General features: G+C 60.0%; 22 protein-coding genes and 1 tRNA gene. 16 read left to right on the top strand and 7 right to left on the bottom strand.

Annotation, left to right across the window (positions count from 1 at the left end):
- Positions 1–986 precede the first annotated feature (986 nt).
- Positions 987–1,058: transfer RNA gene (locus DXY10_RS07370), tRNA-Lys, on the bottom strand.
- 143 nt (positions 1,059–1,201) lie between these two features.
- Between DXY10_RS07370 and DXY10_RS07365 the strand changes: the two genes are divergently transcribed.
- The 3 genes from DXY10_RS07365 to trmFO all read left to right on the top strand — a co-directional run bounded on the left by DXY10_RS07365 (position 1,202) and on the right by trmFO (position 3,388).
- Complete coding sequence (locus DXY10_RS07365) at positions 1,202–1,720, top strand: gamma carbonic anhydrase family protein (protein ID WP_115017934.1); 519 nt, start codon at positions 1,202–1,204, stop codon at positions 1,718–1,720.
- Between the two features lie 117 nt (positions 1,721–1,837).
- On the top strand, positions 1,838–1,960 hold the full coding sequence (locus tag DXY10_RS07360; protein ID WP_115017932.1) for a photosystem II protein Y: 123 nt from the start codon (positions 1,838–1,840) through the stop codon (positions 1,958–1,960).
- 45 nt (positions 1,961–2,005) lie between these two features.
- A complete protein-coding gene (gene trmFO, locus DXY10_RS07355; RefSeq protein WP_115017929.1) occupies positions 2,006–3,388 on the top strand; it encodes an FADH(2)-oxidizing methylenetetrahydrofolate--tRNA-(uracil(54)-C(5))-methyltransferase TrmFO in 1,383 nt (460 codons plus the stop codon).
- Between the two features lie 25 nt (positions 3,389–3,413).
- Here trmFO and DXY10_RS07350 read toward each other — a convergent pair whose 3' ends face one another.
- Complete coding sequence (locus DXY10_RS07350; protein WP_115017926.1) at positions 3,414–5,195, bottom strand: TolC family protein; 1,782 nt, start codon at positions 5,193–5,195, stop codon at positions 3,414–3,416.
- A gap of 1,069 nt (positions 5,196–6,264) precedes the next feature.
- On the opposite strand from DXY10_RS07350, the gene DXY10_RS07335 reads away from it, so the two are divergent.
- The 3 genes from DXY10_RS07335 (at position 6,265) to DXY10_RS07325 (ending at position 9,591) form a co-directional block, all read left to right on the top strand.
- Positions 6,265–7,224: a cation transporter gene (locus DXY10_RS07335; protein ID WP_115017918.1), complete on the top strand. Its 960-nt coding sequence runs from the start codon at positions 6,265–6,267 to the stop codon at positions 7,222–7,224.
- 97 nt (positions 7,225–7,321) lie between these two features.
- Positions 7,322–8,863, top strand: a complete 1,542-nt coding sequence (gene crtH, locus DXY10_RS07330) for a carotenoid isomerase (protein WP_115017915.1) — start codon at positions 7,322–7,324, stop codon at positions 8,861–8,863.
- Positions 8,864–9,024: 161 nt separating this feature from the next.
- On the top strand, positions 9,025–9,591 hold the full coding sequence (locus tag DXY10_RS07325; protein ID WP_115017912.1) for a hypothetical protein: 567 nt from the start codon (positions 9,025–9,027) through the stop codon (positions 9,589–9,591).
- Here the strand turns inward: DXY10_RS07325 and DXY10_RS07320 are convergent.
- Positions 9,566–10,309 carry a response regulator transcription factor gene (locus DXY10_RS07320; RefSeq protein ID WP_371411132.1) on the bottom strand — a complete coding sequence of 248 codons (744 nt, stop codon included), beginning with the start codon at positions 10,307–10,309 and terminating at the stop codon, positions 9,566–9,568. The genes DXY10_RS07325 and DXY10_RS07320 overlap by 26 nt on opposite strands.
- A gap of 100 nt (positions 10,310–10,409) precedes the next feature.
- On the opposite strand from DXY10_RS07320, the gene DXY10_RS07315 reads away from it, so the two are divergent.
- Together DXY10_RS07315 and DXY10_RS07310 are read left to right on the top strand one after the other, a co-directional pair.
- The gene (locus DXY10_RS07315) at positions 10,410–10,679 is read left to right on the top strand and encodes a DUF6761 family protein (protein WP_115017906.1); all 270 of its coding nucleotides are present in this window, start codon (positions 10,410–10,412) and stop codon (positions 10,677–10,679) included.
- 73 nt (positions 10,680–10,752) lie between these two features.
- Complete coding sequence (locus DXY10_RS07310; protein ID WP_170955740.1) at positions 10,753–11,625, top strand: alpha/beta fold hydrolase; 873 nt, start codon at positions 10,753–10,755, stop codon at positions 11,623–11,625.
- 13 nt (positions 11,626–11,638) lie between these two features.
- On the opposite strand, the gene grxD is transcribed toward DXY10_RS07310, so the two are convergent.
- From grxD to DXY10_RS07290, 4 genes are all read right to left on the bottom strand, one after another.
- Positions 11,639–11,962, bottom strand: coding sequence for a Grx4 family monothiol glutaredoxin (grxD, locus tag DXY10_RS07305; protein ID WP_115017901.1), 324 nt, complete (start codon positions 11,960–11,962; stop codon positions 11,639–11,641).
- 101 nt (positions 11,963–12,063) lie between these two features.
- Positions 12,064–12,297: a BolA family protein gene (locus DXY10_RS07300; protein WP_115017900.1), complete on the bottom strand. Its 234-nt coding sequence runs from the start codon at positions 12,295–12,297 to the stop codon at positions 12,064–12,066.
- 57 nt (positions 12,298–12,354) lie between these two features.
- Complete coding sequence (locus DXY10_RS07295) at positions 12,355–12,897, bottom strand: hypothetical protein (protein ID WP_115017897.1); 543 nt, start codon at positions 12,895–12,897, stop codon at positions 12,355–12,357.
- Positions 12,898–12,923: 26 nt separating this feature from the next.
- Positions 12,924–13,622: a 1-acyl-sn-glycerol-3-phosphate acyltransferase gene (locus DXY10_RS07290; protein WP_170955739.1), complete on the bottom strand. Its 699-nt coding sequence runs from the start codon at positions 13,620–13,622 to the stop codon at positions 12,924–12,926.
- A gap of 136 nt (positions 13,623–13,758) precedes the next feature.
- On the opposite strand from DXY10_RS07290, the gene DXY10_RS07285 reads away from it, so the two are divergent.
- From DXY10_RS07285 to DXY10_RS07250, 8 genes are all read left to right on the top strand, one after another.
- Complete coding sequence (locus tag DXY10_RS07285) at positions 13,759–14,505, top strand: pyridoxine 5'-phosphate synthase (protein ID WP_115017894.1); 747 nt, start codon at positions 13,759–13,761, stop codon at positions 14,503–14,505.
- The gene (locus DXY10_RS07280; protein ID WP_115017891.1) at positions 14,505–14,822 is read left to right on the top strand and encodes an MgPME-cyclase complex family protein; all 318 of its coding nucleotides are present in this window, start codon (positions 14,505–14,507) and stop codon (positions 14,820–14,822) included. Before DXY10_RS07285 ends, DXY10_RS07280 begins: the two co-directional genes overlap by 1 nt.
- 104 nt (positions 14,823–14,926) lie before the next feature.
- Positions 14,927–15,244, top strand: coding sequence for a hypothetical protein (locus tag DXY10_RS07275; RefSeq protein ID WP_115017958.1), 318 nt, complete (start codon positions 14,927–14,929; stop codon positions 15,242–15,244).
- Positions 15,245–15,288: 44 nt separating this feature from the next.
- Positions 15,289–15,978 carry a metallophosphoesterase gene (locus tag DXY10_RS07270; RefSeq protein ID WP_170955738.1) on the top strand — a complete coding sequence of 230 codons (690 nt, stop codon included), beginning with the start codon at positions 15,289–15,291 and terminating at the stop codon, positions 15,976–15,978.
- On the top strand, positions 15,972–19,214 hold the full coding sequence (locus DXY10_RS07265; RefSeq protein ID WP_115017889.1) for an exodeoxyribonuclease V subunit gamma: 3,243 nt from the start codon (positions 15,972–15,974) through the stop codon (positions 19,212–19,214). Before DXY10_RS07270 ends, DXY10_RS07265 begins: the two co-directional genes overlap by 7 nt.
- Entirely contained in the window at positions 19,211–22,870 is a 3,660-nt protein-coding gene (locus DXY10_RS07260) for a UvrD-helicase domain-containing protein (RefSeq protein ID WP_115017885.1), read from the top strand. The genes DXY10_RS07265 and DXY10_RS07260 overlap by 4 nt, the downstream gene beginning before the upstream one ends.
- Positions 22,867–24,531 carry an ATP-dependent RecD-like DNA helicase gene (locus tag DXY10_RS07255; protein ID WP_115017882.1) on the top strand — a complete coding sequence of 555 codons (1,665 nt, stop codon included), beginning with the start codon at positions 22,867–22,869 and terminating at the stop codon, positions 24,529–24,531. The genes DXY10_RS07260 and DXY10_RS07255 overlap by 4 nt, the downstream gene beginning before the upstream one ends.
- Positions 24,528–24,905, top strand: a complete 378-nt coding sequence (locus DXY10_RS07250) for a phosphomannose isomerase type II C-terminal cupin domain (protein ID WP_115017879.1) — start codon at positions 24,528–24,530, stop codon at positions 24,903–24,905. Before DXY10_RS07255 ends, DXY10_RS07250 begins: the two co-directional genes overlap by 4 nt.
- Positions 24,906–24,967 lie beyond the last annotated feature (62 nt).

Here is a 24,967-nt window from a genome sequence, read left to right as displayed (position 1 = left end):
TGGCTCATGAGCGTGATCAGCTCACTTTGAGTTTCAAGCGGCACACCAGCCCGCAGCTGGCGGAACTGCTCAAGAGTTGGCATCGCTGTCCTCCACTCCAACTGCAGCGTAAAAGCAGTTGTTAATGGATACCGTCTGCCAACAAGCTTCGTTATTTCAGGGTTAGCTCCATTGCCGCCGATACGAACTCATCAAGCAGGAGAAAAACAACACCACCACAGGACGCTGACAACAAAAGCCAGCATCAATGACCTCAGAGAAGCTTGGAATCCACAGGTCGCTACATATCCAAAAAGGGCCTGCCTGAACGATCTAGAAATTACGCATTGGAGGTGGAGGGTTCAAAGCCGCCGGCATTTGCAACTGCCCCCATCGACGAACCTGGACAGTAGATAAACCTGGCGACCTCAAGCCTGAACCCTTGGTCCCTGGAAAACCATTTTATAATCACATATAAGAATCTGAACGAATTCAAGGGCTACAATCTGCCTCTAAATATGCCAAACATAAGGCGCAGAAGCCATTCAGGCAAAGGGATCTGGCGCCTCAAGGGTAACTAGCAGACCAGAAGCCAAGTAATAACTAGCGTGTCTTATACCACCAGGGAATTGGTCAGACGCTCGAGGTCGCCCGGCTCATCCTTGCGGAAATTTCGCGCTGCTCGTGTCCTGACTCGATCAACTCAGCGGGTGCCGCGCACGTAATAGAAGCGCGACTTCGCGGTGGCCCTAATCCGCCACCGACAGCCAGCCCCGGAAAGCATGCCGTTGGCCTTTTCGAATGGGCTCTTCCTGGAGGCCATTTTGGGCCCGATTTCCTCTTTAGGTTACCGAGAATGAGGTGGGACTTGTCCCACCTTTCTGTCCATAACTAGGGTTTCGGACGGTCTTGTGTCTGGACTCGAACAGGCCATGCTCCTCCTATTCGATTCCGAACCCCGCAGTCAGGCACTAAAAAACCCCCTCGCAGGAGGGGGGCTCAAAGAATGGGTCGCCTGAGATTCGAACTCAGGACCAGCCGGTTAAAAGCCGGATGCTCTACCGCTGAGCTAGCGACCCTTCCGGAACCGTGGCGTGTTGCCCTGGAACTGGAGTGCCATTCAGGCACCATGAGAAGGTATCACCCGGCGCCACCCTCGTCCAAGAGATCCGTTTCCCTGAGAGCCTAATCAGGCTTTGCGATTGCTCTTGCCACCCCTGAGATGACGCATTCCACCAGTAGTCCCTGGCCCGAGCCCCAGATCGATCCAAAGGCCTGGGTGGCGCCCACTGCAGTGGTGATCGGTGATGTACGCATGGATGCTGGCAGCAGTCTGTGGCCGATGGCCGTGGCCAGGGCCGATCTCGCCAGCATCAGCATCGGCGAAGGCAGCAACGTGCAGGACGGGGCAGTTCTGCACGGAGATCCTGGAGAACCCGTTGTGATTGGCGACCATGTCACCATTGGCCACCGTGCTGTGGTGCATGGTGCAACGTTGAAGGATGGCTGCCTGATTGGCATCGGAGCCGTGGTGCTCAACGGCGTCACCGTTGGAGAAGGTGCCCTCGTCGCCGCAGGGTCCGTCGTCACCAAAGATGTCTCGCCAGGCATGCTGGTGGCCGGAATCCCTGCCAAGGACAAGCGGGAACTGAGCGAGGACACCATGCTGAAGCAAGTGGAGCATGCCCGCTCTTACTCCGATCTGGCCCTTCAGCACGCCGCAAGCCTGGGCAGCACCTGATCCCTCCCGAGGCCCAAGACACAGCGGCCGAAATGCTGCAAAACCAAACGAGCTGTCCACAGCAGCGCAAAGAAGGCGAAGCAGTCATTAAGATCATTGGGCTTTTCTGATAGACCCATGGACCTCCGGCTCGTCCTCGTGGCATCCCCAATTCTTCTGGCACTGAGCTGGGCTGGTTTCAACGTCGGTCGTGCCGCTGTCGGGCAGCTGCAACTGATGCTCAAGCGCAGCCGCGCCTAAACCCCTGATCCGTAAGGTTGAGAGTCAGCGAGCGCCTCAACCCTCTTGAGCACAGGATCAACCGTCGTTGTGATCGGTGCTGGCCTCGCCGGTACCGAAGCGGCATGGCAAGTGGCTGCCGCAGGTGTTCCTGTTCGATTGATCGAAATGCGTCCGGTGAAGCGGTCTCCCGCTCACCACAGCAGTGAATTTGCTGAACTGGTCTGCAGCAACAGCTTTGGGGCGCTCAGCAGTGATCGAGCTGCCGGCCTTTTGCAAGAAGAGCTGCGACGACTTGGCTCCCTCGTAATCCGCACGGCAGATCAACACGCCGTACCCGCCGGCGGCGCTCTGGCCGTCGACAGAGGCCGCTACAGCGCAGCCCTCACTGCAGCGCTCGACCAACACCCGCTGGTGAAGATTGAACGCCGCGAGCAACTGGCCCTGCCGGAACAGGGTCAGATCACCGTTCTGGCCACTGGTCCTCTGACAAGCGAAACCCTCGCAGAAGACCTGAGGAGCTTCACTGGGCGGGACGACTGTCATTTCTTCGATGCCGCCAGTCCGATCGTGGATGGAGAAAGCATTGACATGGCCAAGGCCTTCCGGGCCAGTCGCTACGACAAAGGCGACGCCGACTACATCAACTGTCCAATGACTCAAGAGCAGTACCTCGCCTTCCGCGAGGCGCTGCTGGGAGCAGAACAGGCGGAGCTCAAAGATTTCGAAAAAGACAGCGCCACATTCTTTGAGGGCTGCCTCCCGATCGAGGAACTAGCCCGCCGCGGTGAAGACACGATGCGCTACGGACCGCTCAAACCCATTGGCCTCTGGGACCCCCGCTGGGGAGATGTCAACGATCGGGATGTGCGCCGTGCCAAACGGGCCTATGCAGTGGTGCAACTCCGACAGGAAGACAAGGACGGCCGACTCTGGAACCTGGTGGGCTTCCAGACCAACCTCAAATGGGGTGAACAGAAACGAGTTCTGCGCATGATTCCTGGCCTAGAACAGGCTGATTTTGTGCGATTTGGGGTGATGCACCGCAACACCTTTCTTGAGGCACCGGAGCTACTCGAGCCGACCCTGCAGTTCCGCCGCCGCGATTCTCTCTTCGCCGCAGGACAGATCACAGGCACCGAGGGGTATGCAGCGGCCGTAGCCGGGGGCTGGCTGGCTGGCACCAATGCCGCTCGTCTGTGCCAGGGGAAGGCGCCCATCAACCTGCCTCCCACCTGCATGATCGGAGCCCTCACCCACTTCATCAGCGAAGCCCCATCCGGCAAATTCCAACCGATGCCTCCGAACTTTGGTCTGCTGCCAGCCCTGCCCGAACGCATCCGAGACAAGCGCCAACGCTACGGCGCCTACCGCGACCGTGCTCTTGCCGACCTAGCCCAGAGGATGGCAGAGACTGAGCAGCTGCAACCGGTTGCAGCTGCTAGTTGAGTCTTTGCCTCTAAGAGCTCTGCCTTTAGGGCTGTTCCATGGCAGGCGAAGCCGCCGCAGGTTGGGGAGCGTCCCAGCGCAAGTTCGGTGCGATCGCAGCCGCTGGGTCACGTGGAACAGGCAGCAGCTCTCGCAGTAGCTGGGCATAGGAGATGTTGACACTCACGGTTGCGTTCAAGCGTTGTTCCAGGCTGCGGATCAAGCGTTCCTGGGTGATGGATAGATCGACTTCGCTGGAGAGACCAGTTTGATAGCGAAGCCGCGAATCGCGAAATGCCTCCAAAGCTGCAGCCAGTCCGCGGCGTGCAGACACCAATTTGGCCAGGCTCGCCTCATGGGTAAAAAAGGCGGCTTCAAGCCTCAGGCGGATCGCATTACGACGAGCTGCATAGTCCTGACTGGCAGCATTGATTTGGCGCTGCAGGGCGCGAGCCTCACCGCTGGTGGTACCAGCGTCAAATAACAACCAACGCAAACTGAGCCCAAAGGACCAGTCGTAACCGCTGGTGTTGAGAGTGGGGATGACCGTCCCGCCACAACAACCGCCATTACTGCTGACCGCGAGGTTGAACTGATTCACGTTTTGGCCGTAGCTCCCACCGCCAGCAAACAGAGACAAGCGCGGCAGGAGTTCGGCTGCTGTGGCGTCTTTTTGCCGCGCCAACGCCATTCGGGTCGCCAGGATCGCTTCCAATTCCGGGTTACCTCGATAGGCCGCCAACAGGCTGGCTTCCAGATCAAGGGGCCACTGCGGCATCACAGCGATTGGATCACTGGCAGCGGGAGTGATCTCAGCCGCAAGATTGAGGACCACAGCCAAACGCCGCCGGGCAATCGCCCGATCAGCGAGAGCCTGAATCAGTGCTTCCTGATCACTGGCTTCGATGGCGCTCCGGCGCAGGACATCCAAGCGGGGAACCAAACCGGCCAGATTCAGATCCATCGAGTCCTGCAAGATCAGCAGGTCATTCCGCACCGCAGAATCCTGGATGCGGACGTTTTGATCGGCCTGCTGTAACTGGTAGTAGGCCTCACTGATCTTGAGCTGCAGCTGTCTCAGTTGGTTGGCGTAGCGCTGGCGTTCGCGTTCCAGCACAGCTCTTGCCGCCTGCACCTTGGGCGTTCGAGCAAAGTCGAGCAGGGGGTAGTCGAGCTGGAGACCTGCTGAACCACGCGTCGTCGATTGGTCCAGATAAGCCCACCCGCCAGTGGGCACAAAGAAGGCTCCTTTTGGTTTTGGAGCAAACAAGGGACTATTGCCGAGATCTGCATTCCCGACCGAAGCAACGTTGTTGGAACTGATCTGACCGGTGTTGCCTGAGGCGACGGCGCTGATCCTCGGCCAGTAGGTCCCTAATGCTGCCTGCAATGCATCAAGGGCTGCGGCAACGCGCTCCCGTTGGGCCAGCAGTGCAGGGTTATTCGCAAAGCCAAGGCCCAAGGCATCCAACAGAGTGAGGCCTTGCACCTCTCCTGCCTGCAACTCTTGGGCGCTGGGCAAACTGAGCGGAGCCGGTGCGGCAGTAGAGCTTGGGGGGAGAGGCCCCTCGGCCGCTCGATTCGGTTGCAGAAGGGTTTGAGGCAGCGCTGGGGCAGGTGTGTAGCGAGCAGGCGCACGTTCGGGATCAGAAGGAATCAGCGCATCAAGAGCACGGAGTTGTTGATCCAGGTCGCTCCAACTGCGTTCCAAACGCTCCACGCCAGACGATTCCTGAGCGATCTGCGCCTGCGCCGACGTGATGGACAACGATGCGGATCCGATCACAAGGCCCAAGGCCAGGCGCGTGAGTCGGGTCACCGTCGACATGCCAGAAATCCTGACAAGGTTGCGACTCAGTTTGCCGGTTCTGGGCAAAGATGCTGAAGCCTTCCCCCCCCCCAACGACTCAGCGATCAGGACGGTCGGGGCTCGACAGTGCCAAACGAGGGCTCCCCAGAAGAACGGTGGCCATGAAGCCGTTAAGAGGGCAACACCACAAAACATGGAACAAACGGTTTTTGATCCAAAAACACCTCCTGTTGCCAACAACGAGGATCAGGCCTTGGCACCCTCCACGACACAATTGCAAGTTTGACGGTGCTGTGCTGATCACCCGACATTCGGGCCTTCCGACACAGACCTAGCGATCCATGGTTGTGCCTGGATGAGTCGGGATACGAAGAGCTCCGTACAAGCTGTGGCAATCACGCAAAAGCACTATGGCCAAGGCAAATAGAAGACCTCAAAGCATCAGCGAAACAAACACATGCCAAGAGCAACTGACCGCCAGTCCTTTCGGTCCAATCAAAAAGAGGAGCCCTGCCTTCCTATGCCATCAATGGCCACAGTTAGTGGCATGAGCATGAACTCGTTGGATACCGATCCATTCGAAGTGCTGGTTGTCTTCTCGACCTTAAAAACCCTGGCGCAGCCAATCTCATACTCGAATTCGACCTTGTCTTGGGGCCTTAAGAAGAGCGAATGACAGCCTCGAGCTTGACTAAAGTAGCTATCTGAACAGAAATGGCAGTCAGCGGCATCACAACACTTCAACAATCCCTCCCCCAACACATTCACCCAATCTCTAGCCCAGAAAATACGCAACTAAAATCTGGATTTACCAAAAACCAGACAACATCAAAACGACCCCTCATCAACAAGAGCATCGAGTCATTGGCGCAGGGATCTATGCACGAATTACGGCATCCGTCGAGACAGGATAGGGACGTAAATAGCCCTGAAATCATCAAGCACCGCCATGGAATAGTTCAAACAAATCGACCGCATAAAGCACAGCAGATTACGCATCACTAGCGATCGCCGAGCCTTGGCAACGGCGAAAACGGCAGCGGTCTGATCCCCACTGCTACCAGAAGAGAACATGACGAGGCCATTCATGGCAGCAGATGACGAGGCCTCACGCAGACGCCGCCATCGCCTGATCGAACAGCGTTCTTTGCGCATCGGCGTGGTGGCCAGTGCAGTGATGGCCGTCGGAGGGTTATGGGTGCATGTGCTCTCAGGCTCCTATGCGCTGCTGCTAGACGGGCTCTATTCCGCGGTGATGGTGGGATCAGGCCTCGTCGCCGCACGTATCAGCAGCAATGTGGTGCGCCCGCCGGATCGGGCCTACCCCTATGGCTACGACGGTCAAGAAGCTCTCTACGTCCTGTTTCGATCCCTAGTGCTGATCGGCGTGCTCACATTTGCCGCCGCCGCAGGGCTGGGCACGGTGATCGATTACGCCAAGGGCCAGCAGATCCCAGCGGTGAGTCTCGGCCCGGTGGCGCTTTACTCAATCGCAATGGTGGTGATCTGCTGGGGGCTCGCCTGGTGCCATCACCGCGATTGGCGTCGCACCGGAGAGCAATCTCAGCTGTTGATCACAGAAGCCCGTGCCGCCAAGGTGGATGGCCTCATCAGTGGGCTCACGGGCATGGCCCTGCTCAGCACACCTCTGCTGCAGGGCACGGCGCTAGCTGTAATCACTCCCATCACCGACTCACTCTTGGTGCTCGTGGTGAGTGGGGTGGTGCTGCGAGAACCGCTTCAGGCCTTCCTCACCGCCCTGAACCAAGCCGCCGGCGCTTCGGCTGAAAGCGACACGATCCGCTCCACGCGCGCCGCCCTGGAAGATCTTCTCTCTGGCCTCTCCTGCTGGCTGTTGGATCTCACGGTGATGCAGGTGGGGCGCACAGCCTTCGTGGTTGTGTATCTCAATCCAAGTCAACCGATGGATGGGGCAGCGATCGACCTGATTCGGCTGCGCATTGAGGAGCGCTGCCGGCAGCTGATGGCAATCCCGGTGCGCTCAGAGGTCATCCTGACGGCCACACCACCGTTCCCGGCTGGCTGAATCAGGCCGATTGGCTGCATCAACAATGCGAACGAAGCTGCTAGCGCTGATCAGCGCTAGCAACGCCTAGGGTTCTCGGCGGACGAACTGGCCAACAGTGACCAAGCCCGCCTGGGATGTGATCGTGATCGGCTCCGGGATCGGTGGCTTGGTCACCGCCTCCCAGTTGGCCGCAAAAGGGGCCAAGACCCTTGTGCTGGAAAGGTATTTGATCCCTGGCGGTTCCGGTGGCAGCTTCAAAAGGAAGGGATACACCTTCGACGTGGGCGCCTCGATGATCTTCGGGTTCGGGGAGAAGGGTCACACCAACTTGCTAACCCGTGCCCTTGCAGATGTAGGGCAAACCTGTGAGACCGTGCCAGACGCTGTACAGCTCGAATACCACCTCCCCAACGGCCTGACCATGGCCGTGGATCGCGATTACGGCGACTTCATCCACCGCATGAGCGCCCGCTTTCCCCATGAAGCGAAAGGGATTCAAGCGTTTTACGACACCTGTTGGCAGGTGTTCCGCTGCCTGGATGCCATGCCCCTTCTGTCCCTGGAGGACCCTGCCTACCTAGCCAAGGTGTTCTTTCGAGCACCGCTTGCCTGCCTTGGCCTTGCGCGCTGGCTGCCCTTCAATGTGGGGGATGTGGCACGCCGCCATATCCGCGATCGGGATCTTCTCCGCCTGATTGATATGGAGTGCTTCTGCTGGTCAGTGATGCCGGCGGATCGCACCCCGATGATCAATGCAGGGATGGTGTTTTCAGATCGCCACGCAGGCGGCATCAACTATCCCAAAGGTGGGGTCGGTGTGATCGCCGAAAAACTGGTCACTGGGCTTGAGGCCCATGGCGGCTCGATTCGCTACAGCACGCGCGTCACCAAGGTGATCGTTGAAAACGGCAGAGCCACAGGCGTGCGTTTGGCTGACGGTGACGAGCTCTATGCCCGGCGGATCGTCAGCAACGCCACCCGCTGGGACACCTTCGCGGGCGAGGGGTCACCCTCAACAACTCTTGTGGATGAAATCCACACCCCTTCAGCGGAGGCCACATGGAGACGCCGATACCAGCCTTCGAGCTCATTTCTATCCCTGCACCTAGGGGTGAAAGCGGAGGTGATTCCCAAGGGATTCCACTGCCATCATCTGCTCTTGGAAGACTGGCGTGCCATGGAGGCTGAACAAGGGGTGATCTTTGTGTCGATCCCCACGCTGCTCGACCCCTCCCTCGCACCAACGGGATGCCACATCGTGCACACCTTCACGATGAGCGATATGCGCCACTGGAAAGGCTTAGGGCCAAGCGAGTACGCCGCCAAGAAACAGGCGGATGCCGATCGGCTGATTGAACGGCTGGAATCCCTGTTGCCCGGCCTTAGCAAGGCCATCGACGTGAAGGAGATCGGAACACCACGAACCCACCGCCGCTTCCTTGGCCGGATGGGAGGAAGCTATGGGCCAATCCCTGCCAGCCGCCTACCAGGGCTGCTACCGATGCCTTTTAACCGCACGGGGCTCCCTGATCTGTACTGCGTGGGCGATTCATGTTTCCCAGGCCAGGGACTGAATGCCGTTGCCTTTAGCGGCTACGCCTGTAGCCACCGCATCGGGGCAGACCTCGGACTGAATCAATGGGCTCTGCCTGCCTGAGTGGATCAACACCTCAGCCCAGACGAGCAATACACCTGGGCTTTTCAAGCTTGTAGAAAGGTGGCTTGGGATCACGCGAAATCCCCTGATCCGATGGAGCGCATGCTGCGACCAGCAGCTGAGGGTGGGCTCACACAATGGCTGAAGGTATCTAGAACGTCTTGGCGCTCGATAAGAACTCCTTGCGGCGATTTCAGCTGTCCTCCTTAGTGCGCTTCACACTGCTTGCGGTGTATCTGGCCTTGGTTCTGCCGCTGCCAGCATTCGCGCCATCGGCGCTCATGCCTTGGCTGGTTCTGGCAGACCTGGCAGGGCTGGTCTTGATCTGGGCGCTGCTGTCCGAACACGTTGACGTCTCGGACTCGGGCCTACGGGTGGGATATCCCAGTTGGTGCGGTTGGCTCTTTCGTCGGAGCTGGAGCCTGGCGTGGGATGAGATCAGCGGACTCGTCCCCATCACCACCAGCCAAGGGGGGCGGGTTTATTACTTCACGACCAATGACCTCAGGCACCAGTTGCTGCCCCAGCGCCTGAGTGATTTTCCCGAGTTCCTGGCCATGGTGGAGCGGCATAGCGGAATCAGCACCTCAGAGATCAAAGGGCTGACTCCGCCATGGACCTATCGCTTGCTCGCCACCCTCGCGGTCTTGATGCTCGCCAGCGAAACGACAACGTTCCTGGCGATTCAGCAGGGTTGGGCAGTCATGCAGCCAGGTGGTCCAGGCTGAAGCGGTAACCCTGTTGTCGAACGGTGGTGATTCCACCGCCATTGCCCAGTCCGGCCTGCTCAAGCTTGCGACGCAGAGTGAGCACTTGGGTGTCCACCGAGCGGGGGCCACCACTGAACGGAGGCCAGGCCATACGAAGCAAGTCCTGACGGCTGCGAACCACACCTGGAGGCATCAGCAAGGCGCAGAGCAAGGCGAATTCGCGGGGACTGAGCTCTACCGGCTTCTCACGCAAGGTGACTTGACGCAACAAGAGGTGAACTTCCAGGGGGCCCACGGTGACGCGTTCCTGCAGACCCGAACGACCTCGCTTGAGCAAGGTGCGACAGCGCGCTGCCAGCTCTTCCAAACCAAAGGGCTTACGCAGGACATCGTCGGCGCCCTCGTCCAACAGGCCGACGACCGGTTCGGCGCCGCTGCGAGCGGTGAGAACGATCACGGGGCAGCGCAAATGCTGACCAAGGCGCAGTGCTGAACTGCGTTCCAGCAACTCTGCACTGACTAGAAGATCAGGAGACTGTTCTTGACAGACCTCCACGGCTTCCTCAGCAGTCGCCACAGCAGCCGTGAGATATCCGTCCTGGCGTAAGCGCTGCACCAAGACCGTGCGCAGGGTGGGATGAGGTTCCACAATCAGGACCCGAGAAGGCTCCTTGGGGAGATCTGCAGCCGACACCGGCGCATACTCCGGAGACTCAGTAGCGCCAACGGGGATCAGATCGCGAGAAGAGGAGGTCACATCAGTTGACGGAGCGCCATTACGCTAATCCCAATTCAATGGCACGCTGGTAACAGAGGCTGCCGTCCTCACAAAGGTCATGACATCCCTGCAACATCCACAGGCGATCCGACACTTTCAGTCGCTCTGTGATGCTTGTCAGGAACTGACCCATCGCTACCACAGCCCATCTGAACTCCGCCTTTACGCAGACGGTTACCTGCATGCTCTTCGGCGCTGCGAAGAGCTCGACCCTCGCGAATTGGCCAAGCTTGAAACTCTGATCGATCGCTGGATCCTCGATCCTTCCAGTTTTATTGGGCCCAATGGCGATGTAGGCACCCTCTTCCGTCAACCAGAACTGGGCTGACGTCATCACGAACAGCATCCGAATCACGGACAGCATCCGATTCAACCGTCACTCGCTCGAGTCGGTCTCGCTGGTGGATGTGCCCGGAGGACGCATTCAATATCGCCTCTATCAACCTCACGCTGAGCAGGCCGCACAACGCACACCTCTGATCGTCACCCATGGTGGTCCTGGTGGAAGCAGCATCGGGCTCTACGACGCGCTCAACGGGCTCGCAGACCAGCGACCGGTGATCTTTTATGACCAGCTGGGGTCGCATGGGTCTCCGGCAGAACTCAGCCGCGAACAGATGACGCTGGAACGATTTGCGGAGGAGCCTCTGCGACTGATGGATGCGCTAGCAATCGAAACCGCTCAGCTGCTCGGCCATTCCTGGGGAGGCAGCGTGATCACCCAGTTCTGTCTCAACCATCCAGAACGGGTGAAAGCACTGGTGCTGTCCTCACCACTCCTGTCCACTCTGCGCTGGATTGAGGACTGCAACACCCTGCTCAAGGATCTAAGCAACCAGGGCCTCAAGGGCGCTGCCCTTGAGGAAGCGTTCAATCGGCGCCACTTCTGCCGCCGCAACCCAGCGCCTCGTGCGCTTGCAAGGGAACAAGAACGCAGCAACAAAAAGCTCTACGAACAGATGTGGGGGCCCAGTGAATTCGCTCATGCCGGCATGCTGGGCAACCTTGATTTTTTCCCTCGACTCAGGGAAATCAAGGCGTTGACGCTATTGATCTGCGGCGAACACGACACCGCCACTCCTCAGACCATGGAGCAGGCAAAACGAAGGATCGGGCCACTCGCCAAAACGGTCGTCTTGCCAGATGCAGGCCATAAGACCTACATCGACCAGCACATCGCCTATGTCCAGACCGTTGAGAGCTTTCTAGTCCGGAATGACACGGCAAACGTCCAGCCCAGTGACCCCTCCACAAAGGCGAAGGGGTCACAATGAATCAAGACAACCCTCAGCTTGCGAGGGCAATCTCCAGCTTCTCCTTGAGCTCTCCGGAGTTGTACATCTCGATCAGGATGTCGGACCCACCGATGAATTCACCATTCACATACACCTGAGGGATGGTGGGCCATTCAGAGAATTCCTTGATGCCCTGGCGGATTTCCATATCCGAGAGGACATCGAAGGTTTCGAAACTCATCCCCAAGGAATTGAGGATCTGCACAACATTGTTGGAGAAGCCGCACTGAGGCATCAACTTATTGCCCTTCATAAACACAAAGATCGGCGTGGATTGAATCAGCTCTTCGATGCGTGATTTGGTCTGGCTATCCATGGTGGGCGCAGGCGGGGAGACGGGTGTTTTGGCTCGTTTCGAGGGCGACGGTGACAAGGAGCTCGTCATGCGCGCGTGAGCACGACTTCAAAGCCTCAGTGTCAGTCAGGAGTGGAGGTGTTGAGGGCAAGAGCATGGATCGCCTCACTGGCGAGATGGTCTCGCAAGGCGCCATACACCAACTGGTGTTGCTTGATCCGAGACAGTCCATTGAATCCTGAGGAGACGACACTCACCTGAAGGTGATCTCCACCACCAGTGAGGTCTTCAATCTCCACATTGGCGTCAGGCAGAGCCTGGCGAATCGCCGCGGCCACTGCATCAGGTTGAACCATGGTCAACGGGACTGTCTGGACAGTGATGTTGGCAGATCGCTCAAGTCGATGATCGCCTCAGTTGCCACCAGCCTTGGCGGCAGCGAAGGGAGTCTCAACGAATCCGAGCTCCAGAAGGCTCTGATAAGCCTTCTGGCCTTCTGGCTGGGAAGGGGTCATCAGACGCACAACTTCAACCAGAACAGGCACGGCAACCTCTGGCTGATTCTGGCGGCGGAACAAAGCGGCAAGACGCAGATTGGCCTGGGCAAGAAGCCCGAGCGCTGCACGTCCCTTGGAGTCCATCTCACGCGGGATGCGGGCATCGAGGCCACGGAAGGCTCCGCTCAGATCGCGATAGAACGCAAGCAGCTGCTTGGCTGCTGCACGGGCATTGTCGTAGTCCTTGCGAGCTTCGGCGAGATTGCCTGCCGCGACGGCAGCATCACCACGGTTAAGCAACGACTGAACCGCAGCGGTATTAAAACCAGCACCTTCTGAGGCAAGCACTTTGGAGACCCCATCCGAGGCCTGCTGATCGGCCTGGGCGAAGGCGACGGTGGGAGCAACCACCAGACCAGCAGCCACAGCAAGGGCAGTCAGCGAACGGCGGAAACGCATGAACAGACCACAACAGTGGGCGGACTCTAAGGGGATATCAGAGGACGGCCTACGGCAGCACGGGCCGCTTGTTCAGCTGATTGCATCCGCTCGGTTAGCAGCTGATTGAAAATCCGTGTCGCCTCTCGACCGCTGGTCTCCGTGGTGAGGGATTCACCGAAGCAGACCGCCGCACGACCACAAGGGCGGGGACGGGCCTCGCTGTAGGCCAAGCCAACAGGCACCACCTGAACAGGCACACCTTGACGGGTCGCGAGTTGAGAAAGGCGGGCCAGCCCCTGCTGCAGCCGTATGGGCTCATCAGTGCGGTTGATCCTTCCCTCTGGAAACACAACCAGCTGCTCACCAGCAGAGAGGAGGTCAATGGCATAGCGGAGGGTGGTCATCGACGGACGGCCCTGATCAACGGCAAAGCAGCCAAGGCGATGCAAAAACCACCCCTGCAAACCGACCATCTCAGTACCGGTCACCATGAAGCGACAGTCCCTACCGGTCACCCTCCGACCCGCCGCCATGGGCAGCATCAGAGCATCCCATCGGGCCCGATGGGTCGGAGCCAACAGCACCGGGCCATCCACGGGAAGACGATCAGCACCAAGCACAACCCGCTCACGGAAGTAACTCTTCAGAGCAAAGTCCTGAGTGAGCACCATCGCCATCGGTGCCCAAAAAGGGTCAATCCCCGAGCTCAGAGCTTGTTCGCGAGTCGCCAGGCTCGAGTTCACCGCGAAGGCTCATCCGTTCATCACGGCAAAAAGCTAGGTCGTGTCGTGCCGTTTTCTTGCCGTCACAGGGGCAGTTGATCCTTCGGCCCGCGCCCCATCAGGAGCTGCATAGAGTCGGGCGGTCAGAGAGAGCACTGTGGCCAGCCTCGGCGTCAACATTGATCACATTGCCAATGTTCGCCAAGCGAGGCGAACGGTGGAGCCCGACCCCGTGCCGATGGCCCTCTTGGCCGAACTTGGCGGGGCCGATGGCATCACCGTGCACCTGCGAGAAGACCGGCGTCATATTCAGGACCGAGATGTTGAGTTGCTGCGCCAGACGGTGCGCAGCCGCCTCAATCTGGAGATGGCGTCCACACCAGAAATGGAGGCGATTGCCCTTCGCATCAAGCCCGACATGGTCACTCTGGTGCCAGAGCGCCGTGAGGAGGTGACTACCGAAGGAGGCCTCAATGTCTCAGCCCAACTGGAAGCCCTGAGCTCCATGGTCGGGACGCTGCAGGCAGCCTCCATTCCCGTGAGCCTGTTCGTGGATCCAGATCCGGAGCAACTCAAAGCAAGCCAGGCCACCGGGGCGCGCTGGGTCGAACTGCACACGGGAGCCTATGCAGAGGCGCGCTGGGATCAGCAAGCCGTGGAGCTGACACGACTGACGCAAGCCACTGCCCACGCCAGGGCCCTTGGCCTCCGGGTGAATGCAGGCCATGGACTCACCTATCAAAACGTGGAGCCGATTGCCGCCATCGAGGGGATGGAGGAGCTCAACATTGGCCATACGATCGTGACCAGGGCTCTGGCAGTCGGTCTGCAGAACGCGGTGAGCGAGATGCGGCGTCTGATAGAGAATCCACGCCGTGACCCCCTGTTCGGACGTCTGAACTGATGACCACCTATCACTTCGTTGCCGCCAGCGAACGCTTCCTCACGCAAGAAGAGCCCCTAGAAGAAGTGCTGAAGGAGCGCAGACGGAACTATGCCGAGCAGGGCAAAGACATTGATTTCTGGCTGGTGCGGCACCCGGCATTCCTTCAGGCTGCTGAGCTCTCAAGCATTGCCGCCAAGGTTCCAACACCCTCAGCCGCTGTGGTGTCGACCGATCCCCGCTTTATCACCTTCATGAAGCTGCGTTTGGAGTTCGTTGCCGAGGGGCGCTTCGAGGCACCCTCCACCACAATCCCCGATGCACTCGCCGAAGCTTGAGCAACGGCCCTGCTCATCAACGTTCGATAAAAAGGACCCATGCTGATCGATCAGACCGCAAGCGATCGATTAGCACGGTTGCCATCTGCAAAGGGAGTGGAGTGATGCCAGCCAACCAACTCCCTGTGCCTCAGCAAATCGCCCTGCTGGTGAAAGCGCTGGATGGAGCCAAGCGCACCAACGAAGCGCTTGCCCGTTGCCGCAACGGTGATGAGATGGTGGACGTTCTGCTTGGAGCCGCAGCCAAACTTGGCCTCAGGTTGACCCGGCGTGACCTACTTGAAACCCCACCGATCCGTGACTGGATCTGGTTTCGCAACAACGACCCTCTGCTCACGGTGGGCGACCGTAAGCCTCGTTATCAACAGAACATCGATCGACCTGAGCCCTCGCAACGCAAGAAATTTCTCGGGATTTTCTAACTCTCGTCAGTCCTAGTGGCCGCCAAGGCCATCAGAATGAATCCATGCACTCCACCGTCCAGGTGTCTGAAACCAGCACACGCCATTGGGTGATCGGGGACGTTCACGGCTGCCTCTTGGCCCTAGACGCTTTGCTGGAGCTCCTACCGCCTTGTGATCATCTGATTTTCTGCGGTGATGTCGTTGGGCGAGGGCCCGAGATTCAGACCACAGCTGAGAGGGTTTGGGGGCTGGTCAGCAGCGGTAGGGCCACTTGGCTGCGTGGAAACCATGAACAACGACTGATCAACGCGCAAGCCGCTCGTTTGGAGGGAGAGGAGGACGACACTCCGTGCAAGACCAATCCGTGCAACACCAAACAGTGGATCGCACGGCTACGCACCCTGCCAGTGGTGTTCCAAGGCGATGGCTGGGTCGCCACCCACGCCGGCTTCGATCAAGATGGTCAACCTGATCTGGAAATCCGTGAACCGTTTTGGCGAACCTATGACGGACGTTTCGGCCGGGTAGTGGTGGCCCATACCCCTGGTGATGATGTGCGCTATCAAGGGCAGATCGTGATCATCGACACCGGTGCGGTCTACGGCGGACAGCTGACCGCCTTCTGCCCTGAAACAGAGGCTGTCGTTCAGGTGAACGGTCTCAGCAACCTGACGGGATCGACCGCAGCAGACGCGACCCAAACGGAAGCAGAGCAGATCAAGCCCGTTCTCGTCAGCAGCGGCCCTTGCTGACTGTCTTCCGTAGCAACCGATCGGAACTGCTGGCCTCAGTGCTGGCGGCCAACTTCAGCTTGGATCCGCCGGCCATTCTTGAGCAGGCCCAAGTGGGGGTTAACACCTGGCCTACCAGCCGATGGCTGGGCGAACAGCTTGCCCTGGCCAACCCAGCGGGCATCTGCGCCAACTTGCGCTTTCCATTCCCAACTGGCTTGTTACGGCAACTCGTGGACCAGTTACTCGAGCCCGACCAGGCCGCCACCGGCCCCGATCCCTGGAGAGCACAAAACCTGGTCTGGCCACTGCTCGAGTTGCTACCGGATCTGCTCCAGCATCCCAGCAGCGCACCCTTGCAGCGCTGGTTGCAGGAGCGGCATGCGGCAGGACTCGACAACCTCGATCAACCCCTATGGCAACTGACCCGAGCCATGGCCGATGCGATCGATGACTACACCCTCTACCGGCCGGCCATGCTCGAGGCCTGGTTGGCGGGGAAGAACGGTGGAAGCCGCGGTGAGGCATTGGCCGAGAGCGTTCTGTGGCAACCGGAACTGGTGCGGCGACTTCACAACGAGCTCAAGTGCCTTCCCTTTGGGCTCAAAGCACGGCAGCTGATCCGCCGCCTTCAGCAAGGGTGGAGACCTAAAGCTCCCCCACAGCCTCCTCTGCGTCTCTTTGGGCTCAGCAGCCTGGCGCCTGTCCAGGTGGAACTGCTGCAAGCCATCTCGGCCTTGCGCAGGATTGAGCTCTATCTGCTCACCCCCTGCAAGGACCTCTGGCAACGCCAGCAGGTGGCCTTCGCCGAAGCACCGCTAGCGGAGGATTGGCTACTCAGTGTTCCCAGCCTGGAGGCTCGCTTCGGACGGCTAGGGGCAGAGTTTCAACAATTGCTGGAGGGCAGTGGCGAAACCCAGCTAGGCGAATGGGGAGAGAAAGACTTGTTCTTTTGTCCGGCCAGCGCTGCTGAGAACAACGACCGTCGACCCAGCCTGCTGGAGCAGCTTCAGGAGCAACTGATCGATGGCGCGGAAGCCAATGGATTGAGCCTGGAAGCGGAGGATCGATCGCTCCAGTTCCATGCTTGTCCAGGTCGGCTACGGCAGCTGCAAGTGATCCGTGATCAGATCCTGCAATTGCTGGCGCATGACGAAAGCCTGGAGCCAAGAGACATCCTGGTGATGACACCGCAGGTGGAGGCTCTCGCCCCGTTGGTCGGTGCCGTCTTCGGAGACAGCGAGGCCACGGGTGTGCATCTCCCCTGGAGACTGACCGACCGCAGCCAGCAAAGTGACGCCGGCATCGCCCAGGGATTGCTGCAACTGCTGGCACTAGGGGGCGAACGCCTCACCGCATCCAAGCTGGAAGAACTTCTAGCCAACCCACCACTGCTCGCCGCGCACCAGCTGGAACCTGAAGATGCGGAAGCCATCACCCAGGCCCTGCAGCGAGCAGGATTCCGATGGGGAATCGATGCGGATGATCGTGGCGGCGATCCCAGCCACAGCCTCAGCTGGGCCATCGACCGGATGATGCTCGGATTGGTGCTACCCGATCGTCCAGGGCTCGCCATTGCCTCCACTGCCCCGATGGCGCTGCCAGGCAGCCTTGAGCAGCAAGGTCGCTGGCTGAGCCTGCTGCGACAACTGCTGCGCAGCCTCCGATGGTTGGGCAACAGCCGATCAGTTAAAACCTGGGTGAAAGGCCTTCAAGAGCATCTAAGCCTCCTCTTTGGCGATGGCGGCGACTGGGCTTGGGAGCTACAGACCATCCATGCGGCCCTAACGGATTGGCATGGGATCGCTGGAGAAAGCAGCCTGAAACTGGCCGCTCCGGTTGTGGGCGACATTCTCGGTGAGCGCCTCAGCGAGGGCAGTGGTCGGTTCGGCCATCGATCCGGCGCCCTCACCATCAGTGCTCTGGAGCCGATGCGGGCCATTCCCCACAAGGTGGTAGTGCTCATGGGGCTCGATGCAGGAGCCTTCCCTCGCCAGCGCCAGCGCCCAGGCTTTCACCTGATGGAGCAGCAACGCCTACTCGGAGATCCCAGCAGTAGCGACCAGGACCGCTATGTGCTGCTGGAAGCAGTTCTGTCAGCCCGACAACACCTGCTCATCAGCTGGAGCTGTCGCGATGAGCGCACGGGTGAACGCCTTGAGGCCTCCACCCCAGTGCGCCAATTGATGGACCTGCTCGAGCACTTGCCCGTGCGGGAGCACGCCGCCAACGCTCTCGAACGCAGCAATTTTCTGCACTCTCCTGCTTGGCCCCCATCCAGCTGCGATCAGCGGCTGCTGCAGGTGCGCCAGCATCTAGAAGGCGGTGGCGTTGATCTGCACGCGGGCCTGGCAAGCAGTGCTCCGCCGAAACCCAGCGATACACCGAGCCCCCTCACCCCCTGGGAGGATCTCCTGGCATGGCTCAAGGCCCCCCAGAAGCAGTGGCTTGAGCAGATTGACCTGCGACCAAGGGAACACGATCACCCCGTGGTCGATCTCGAGGCGCACACCCTGGACGAAGCACAACGGTCCAGCTTGCTAAGGCGTGAGCTGAGCACTGAAAACACCCCCCTCGAGAACGACAGCCCCGACTGGCTGGCTCTCGAGCATGGTCGTGGAGTCTTGCCAGCCTTCTCCGCCGGAACCCTGGAAGCATCGCGGTTGGCACAACGCTGGAAAAGCCTGGCGTCATGCCTGACAACGCTGGGTGAGGAGCGATCCGATTTGGTGCAGGTGGGCGCCCTGGAGGCCGCCCTGCCATTCCGCGGCGATCAAATCGTGCTGGTCCACACCGCCCGACCCCGAACCCCTCAACGACTGCAACTTTGGCTCTGGGCAGTTCTGGCCGCTGCAGCAGGCCGCCCCTTTCGCGCCGGTCTACTGGTGGCGCGTGACGGACATCGCTTCCGGATCCTCGAGCGAATCACGCCCCCCGATCGCGATCAAGCCAACAAGCTGATCGATCAATTGCAGTGCTGGCGAAAGCAGCACCGAGAGCATTGCTGGCCCCTCCCACCGGAAACGGGATGGGCCTTCGCCTCAGGCGAGGCCAAAGGGCAAGGCAAAGGCTGGACCAAAGCCAGGGACATCTGGGAAGGCAACGCAAGAGTTCAGGGAGAACGCCTCGAGGCAGTGCAACAACTGTGCTTTGGGTCTGATCTGCCCCTGAGCGAACTTCTCAACGATGAGCGTCAGGCCTTGGCCTTGGCGTTGCATCAGCCGCTCTTGGAGAGACATCAGGAGGTGAAAGCTTGAATCACCCCCGCTTTGATGCCAACCAATTTCCGCTGGAGCCCGGATTACGACTGCTTGAGGCCAGCGCAGGCACAGGGAAAACCTTCGCCCTGGCCCACCTGGTTCTGCGCCTGCTCAGCGAAGGGGAAACACCTCTGCAGGTGGAGCAGTTGCTGGTCGTCACCTTCACCGAAGCCGCAGCAGCGGAATTGCGTGACCGCATCACCCGTCGGCTTCAGGATGCCCTGCGTCTTCTCCAGGGGGCCGACTCCAGCGACGCGGACAGTCCACTGCAGGACTGGCTGAACACTCGCAAGAGCAGTGATCAGCGCAGTCTTGAAGGCCATCTGCTGCTGGCCCTCGAGCGGCTCGATCGTGCTGACATCACCACCATCCATGGCTTCTGCAGGCGCACACTGCAGCGTCAAGCCCTCGAAGCGGGCCTTGGCCCATCGGTGGCCCTCGAGAGCCAAAGCCAGGAGCGGCGTGAACAACTCGTGCACGACTACTGGCACCAGCAAGTTCTGCCCTTGCCTCAAACGTTGCTAGCAGGTCTGCAGCAACGGGGGGTCGATCCAGACGGTCTGATCCGGATCCTCAGCAACCTGGATAGTGATCCTTGCTTGCAACTCGACCCCCTACCGGAAGGGGTGTCAGCGGAGCAACCCCTTCCCGCTCAGCTCAGCCAGCTTTGGAACGAGCGCTGGATGAACTTCCTCTCCCTCTGGCAGGAGAGAGCCGAATCTTTAGAGCAGGAATTCGCAACGGCGGCGGTTGAATTCAAGAGCCTTGGTGCGCCCTACAGCCCCTATCGCCTCAAGCCAAAATCTGACCGTCTGAACAAAGTCCAGGACTGGATCAACTCGTTGGGGGAGACGATACCGGGCTACGACGATCTGCTTGCCCAGAGCGATCTGCAGAAGTATTTCCATCCAGGGCCATTCACGAAAATGGCAGCACCGGTTCACGGTGACCGGGTGTCATTACCGGAAAAGGCACTGCTCTTGGCCTGCGCCGACGTGGTGGATGGCCCGGCAGAAGCACTCCTCCTCCACTTTGGCCATTGGGGCCGCAGCGAGCTCAAGCGCCGCAGGGAACGCAGTGGCCAGATGAGCTTTGGGCAACTGCTGGAACAGCTTGATCCTGGCCCAGGAGATGGCTTACCTGGCCCCCTGCTGCAAACGGTGGCAAAGCGCTATAGAGCTGCACTGATCGATGAATTTCAAGACACCGATCCGATTCAGTGGCGCATTCTGGCTCGGGCCTTCACCGCCGACCCTGCCCAACACCTTTTGGTCATGGTTGGCGATCCGAAGCAGGCGATCTACCGCTTTCGTGGTGGGGAACTGGCGACCTATCGGCAGGCCGCTGACCGGGCCGCAAACTGCTTTGGGCTGTACGAAAACCGCCGTTCCAGTGAAGGGCTTGTGCAGGCCCTGAATGGCCTGATGGAGCCGGGGCTCCCACGCACAGGCCTTGCGGTTCCTGCCGTGCAAGCGAAGGCCGACACAGGACGCCTCATGCTGCCGGAAGGTGAGACTCCTCTCCAACTTCTTGATCTGGATCCAACCCAGCTCGAAGAGATGGTGGCGACGTTCTGCCAGCAGCTGCTGCAACAGCAACTCAAGCTGACGGACGGAGCAAGCTCTCGGTCACTGGTGCCTGGGGATCTCTGCCTACTGGTAAGCCAGCACAGCCAAGCCGAAGCCCTACGTGCAGCGCTGGAACGCCGTCAGATCCCGAGCCGTTTAGTCAGCAAAGGAGACGTGTTCGAGAGCATCGGCGCCAACGCCCTGCAGCGATTCCTTGATGCCCTCGCCCAACCAGGGCATAACGGCCGTCAGCGTCTGCTAGCGACCTCTCCTCTGTTGGGCTGGTCAGCTGCGGAGATTCAAACAGCTGACACACGATGCTGGGATCAGCTCGCCGCCCAGTTGAACTTTCTAGCGGAACGTCTACCACGCCAGGGACTAACGGCGGTTCTGGCTCAGCTGCAAGGCAGCGAAGGACTGGCGCAGCTCTCCATACGCGGCCGGGTTCTCGCCGATCTTCAGCAGGCCGCCGAGCTGGTGCAGGAACAGATGCACCGTCAAGGCCTAGGTGCTCAGCAGGCCGCCGACTGGCTCCGACGCCAGCGCCTGCAGGAGCATCGCGAAATCCCTGATGCACATCTGTGTCGCAGCGATGCAGCAGAGTCCGCGATCGCCGTGGTCACGGTGCACCGCAGCAAAGGTCTCGAGTATCCCGTCGTGATTTGTCCGTACCTCTGGAAGGGCAGCAAATCGATCAGGGCCGATACCCGGATGATCGGTCGTCGATGGACACCGGAGCCAGGGGGGCAGCCCCACATGGACCTTCACCTCAACCCTCACTGGGGCCGCGGCCGCCTTGCCTCCCAGCAGGATCAACAGGCCCAAGCGGCTGAAGCTGAACGCCTGGCCTACGTGGCCTGCACCCGCGCACGCCATCTTCTGGTGCTGGGCTGGCCAGGCGCCGACCTGGCGGAAGCAGGAAACCCACTCAGCAATTGGCTTGTGGACGGGAGCAGGGAACGGGAGCTTCCTCTGCTTCGTCTCAGCCTTGAGATCTCAGAAAAGGGAGACCCCTGGCAGCCCCCCCCTCCGGAAGGAGAGCTGGCGATCAGCCCTGTGCCAGCACGCAGCCTTGACAGCCGCTGGGGCCGAGCCAGCTACTCCGCCTGGGCCCATTCTCAGAAGGCAATCCCGCCAGCCATGCAGGAGGAAGGCCGAGACACCGATGCTCTGGGCCTGGATCAAACCGAAACGGGCGATTCGTCTGGCGATTTTTCCAATCAAAAAACAGAAAACGGAATCACCTGGGAGGAGCTCGGGCCTCTGGCGGACTTCCCTCGAGGCGCCGGCCCCGGTGAGGCCCTGCATCGGATTTTGGAGCGGATCAACTACAGCCAACTGGCAGGCGGTGATCTGGGGCCATGCCGGACCGTGGTGGAGCAGGAGCTGCCCCGCGCAGGACTGAGTGATGCGCTCGCAGACCCACTGATCAAAGGGCTCATCCAATTGGTGCAAAGCCCTCTCGGAGGCCCGCTTGGGTCCTGCCGCCTTGGTGATCTAACCGCGGGCAGCTGGCTCAACGAGATGAACTTCGATCTGCCCTTGGCCCACACTATGGCAAAGCGGCAGGTGCGCAGCAGTGGCCTGGCCACGGTTTTTCAAAACCATCCCGGCGGCGTGTTCAACACCGCTTATGCCAACAGACTCAGTCAGCTGGAGATCGCAAGCAGAGGCTTTCTCACCGGCTCAATCGATTTGGTCTTCCAATGCAAAGAGCGTTGGTGGGTCGCCGATTGGAAGAGCAACTGGCTCGGGCAACGTGATCAGCAGGGCACGGTGCGTCAATGCGGGCCAAGTAGCTACTCACAGGAGGCGATGGTGCGCCTGATGGCTAACAATCACTACCCATTGCAAGCTCACCTCTATGTGGTCGCTCTGCATCGCTACCTGAAATGGCGACTGCACGACTACAGACCGGAGCAACATCTGGGTGGCTATGCCTATGTGTTCTTGAGGGGTGTACCCGGCGCCATCAACCACCCCGGGCACTCAGCCAAGGCACCTACCCCAGGTGTGTTGGTCGATCAACCCAGTCTCGAAAGGGTGATGGCCTTGGATGCACTGTTGCAAGAGGGCCAACCATGACCAGCGGCCTCGGCAACAGCTTGGTCGAAGCTCTGCTGCGGCTCCTGCCACCGATGGAAGCCGATGTCAGTGTCCTGGAAGCCGTGGTCCTTGCGCTGACCGATGCCTTGGAGCAAGGCGAGCTTGGGATCCATCTCAAGGGCGAAACACCCGATGGCCTCACTGCTGACCAATGGCCAAACCGAATGCTTCAGGCATTAGAGGCCAGTGGCTGGCTGGTCTCGAGCCAGACCCTCAACGACAAGCCTGAGGCGCCGATCGTTCACGACGGCGATTGGCTGCGCTGGCGACGTTGGCATCAAGACCTGGACAGCTGCCTGCAACGCCTGCTGGAGCTGGGTGAGTGTCCAATGGTCGAGCCACCCCCACCTGAGCTGCTGGAGACGTGCCGCATCCAGGCTGAAGAGGCAGGGTTAGACGGCTGCCAATGCGACGCGGTGATCACGTTGCTGCAAAGGCGGCTGGTGCTGGTCACTGGTGGCCCTGGTACCGGCAAGACCTCCACCGTGGTGCAGATGCTGGCGGCTGCCCTACGACGCAACCCTGACCTTCGCATTCAGCTGTCGGCTCCGACCGGCAAGGCAGCATCCCGCCTACTCGAGGCCGTGACTTTGGGTAGCGAGGGACTGGAGCCTGAGCAGGCCAAGCCCTTGACCCAGCTCACCAGCTTCACCTTGCACCGTCTGCTCGAAGCGCAGGGCGAGGGACGGTTCCGCCGCAATCAACAGACTCCTCTCGACCTCGACTTACTGGTGGTGGATGAATTGTCGATGGTGGATCTGCCCCTGATGGGAGCACTCCTGGATGCCATGCCTGCGCACGGCCAGTTGCTGTTGGTCGGTGATGCCAATCAGCTCCCCCCTGTTGGCCCCGGAGCTGTGCTGCAGGAGCTGATCCAGCCTCAACGTCTTCAGCGACTCGGTCCGGCTGCGGTGGAACTGCGCACCACCTATCGCAATGACGGTGCGATCGCGGTTCTCGCTTCACAGCTACGTGAAGGGATGACGGGCCTGGACCGAAAATGCCTCAGCCGTCTCAAGCCAAACGACAATGTGACCTGGCTGGAGGCCCCCAGTCAGGCCCTGCCATCCATGCTGGTGGAACTGCTGCTGAAGCAACAGGAGTGCCTCAAAGCACTGGCCAGGACTCTGCGCTGGCAAAAGGACGATCCCCATCCGGACGATGTAGCCGCCCTGCTTGGACAGCTAGAGGCTGAGGTCGCCCTCAGTCCGGTGAGACAAGGCCCTTGGGGCGTTGAGGCCATCCACCGGGCCTTGCTGGGGGAGCACAGCCGCAGGCCTGTTCAACACTGGCCTGCAGGAACGCCGGTGCTCAATCGCCACAACAGACCGGAGCAAGGACTGGCCAATGGTGATATCGGTGTGATGGTGCAAAGGGATCACCACTCGCTTGTGCTGCTGCCCGGAGGACGCCTGCTTCACCCGGCCCAGCTGTCTGGAGCGGAACCCGCCTTCGCCCTCACCGTGCACAAATCCCAAGGCAGCCAGTACGGCCGGGTGGCCCTGCTGCTCCCCCCAACCCGGTATCCAGACCCCCGTCTGGCCTACACCGGCCTGACCCGTGCCCGTTCCCAGGTGCTGCTGATCACACCGTTAATCAGCACAAACCTGGCCGGATCAGAGCAACCTCGCCATGCTTGAAACCCCGCAGGGAGACGGTGAGCAGCGCAGATGAACGGGTGATCCGCCCCTGGGGGTGGTACGAAGAACTGCGGGAAGGTTCCGGCTACAAGCTCAAACGACTCTGGCTCAATGCAGGCCAGAGGCTGAGCCTGCAACGTCATCACCATCGCAGCGAGAACTGGACAGTGGCGGAAGGGAGCGGCGATCTGTTGTGCGATGGCCGCTGGACCTCAGCGACCCCTGGCATGACACTGCACATCCCCTGTGGCGCCATTCACCGAGCGCAGGGCGGGCAAGAGGGACTGCTGCTGATTGAGGTGCAGCACGGTGCATTGCTGGAGGAAAGCGACATCGAACGATTGGAAGATGATTTCGGTCGAGTGTTAAGTTGAGCAATCAACCTTGAAAGAAAGGGCAAGCAATCAGAACGGCCTCGGCCGTGTTGGACTTTGCC

This window comes from Synechococcus sp. UW140 (assembly GCF_900474295.1).
In the GTDB taxonomy this organism is placed as follows: Bacteria; Cyanobacteriota; Cyanobacteriia; order PCC-6307; family Cyanobiaceae; genus Synechococcus_C.
The sequence above is the reverse complement of the archived record's forward strand: the minus strand, read 5'-3'. Positions and strand labels throughout refer to the sequence as shown.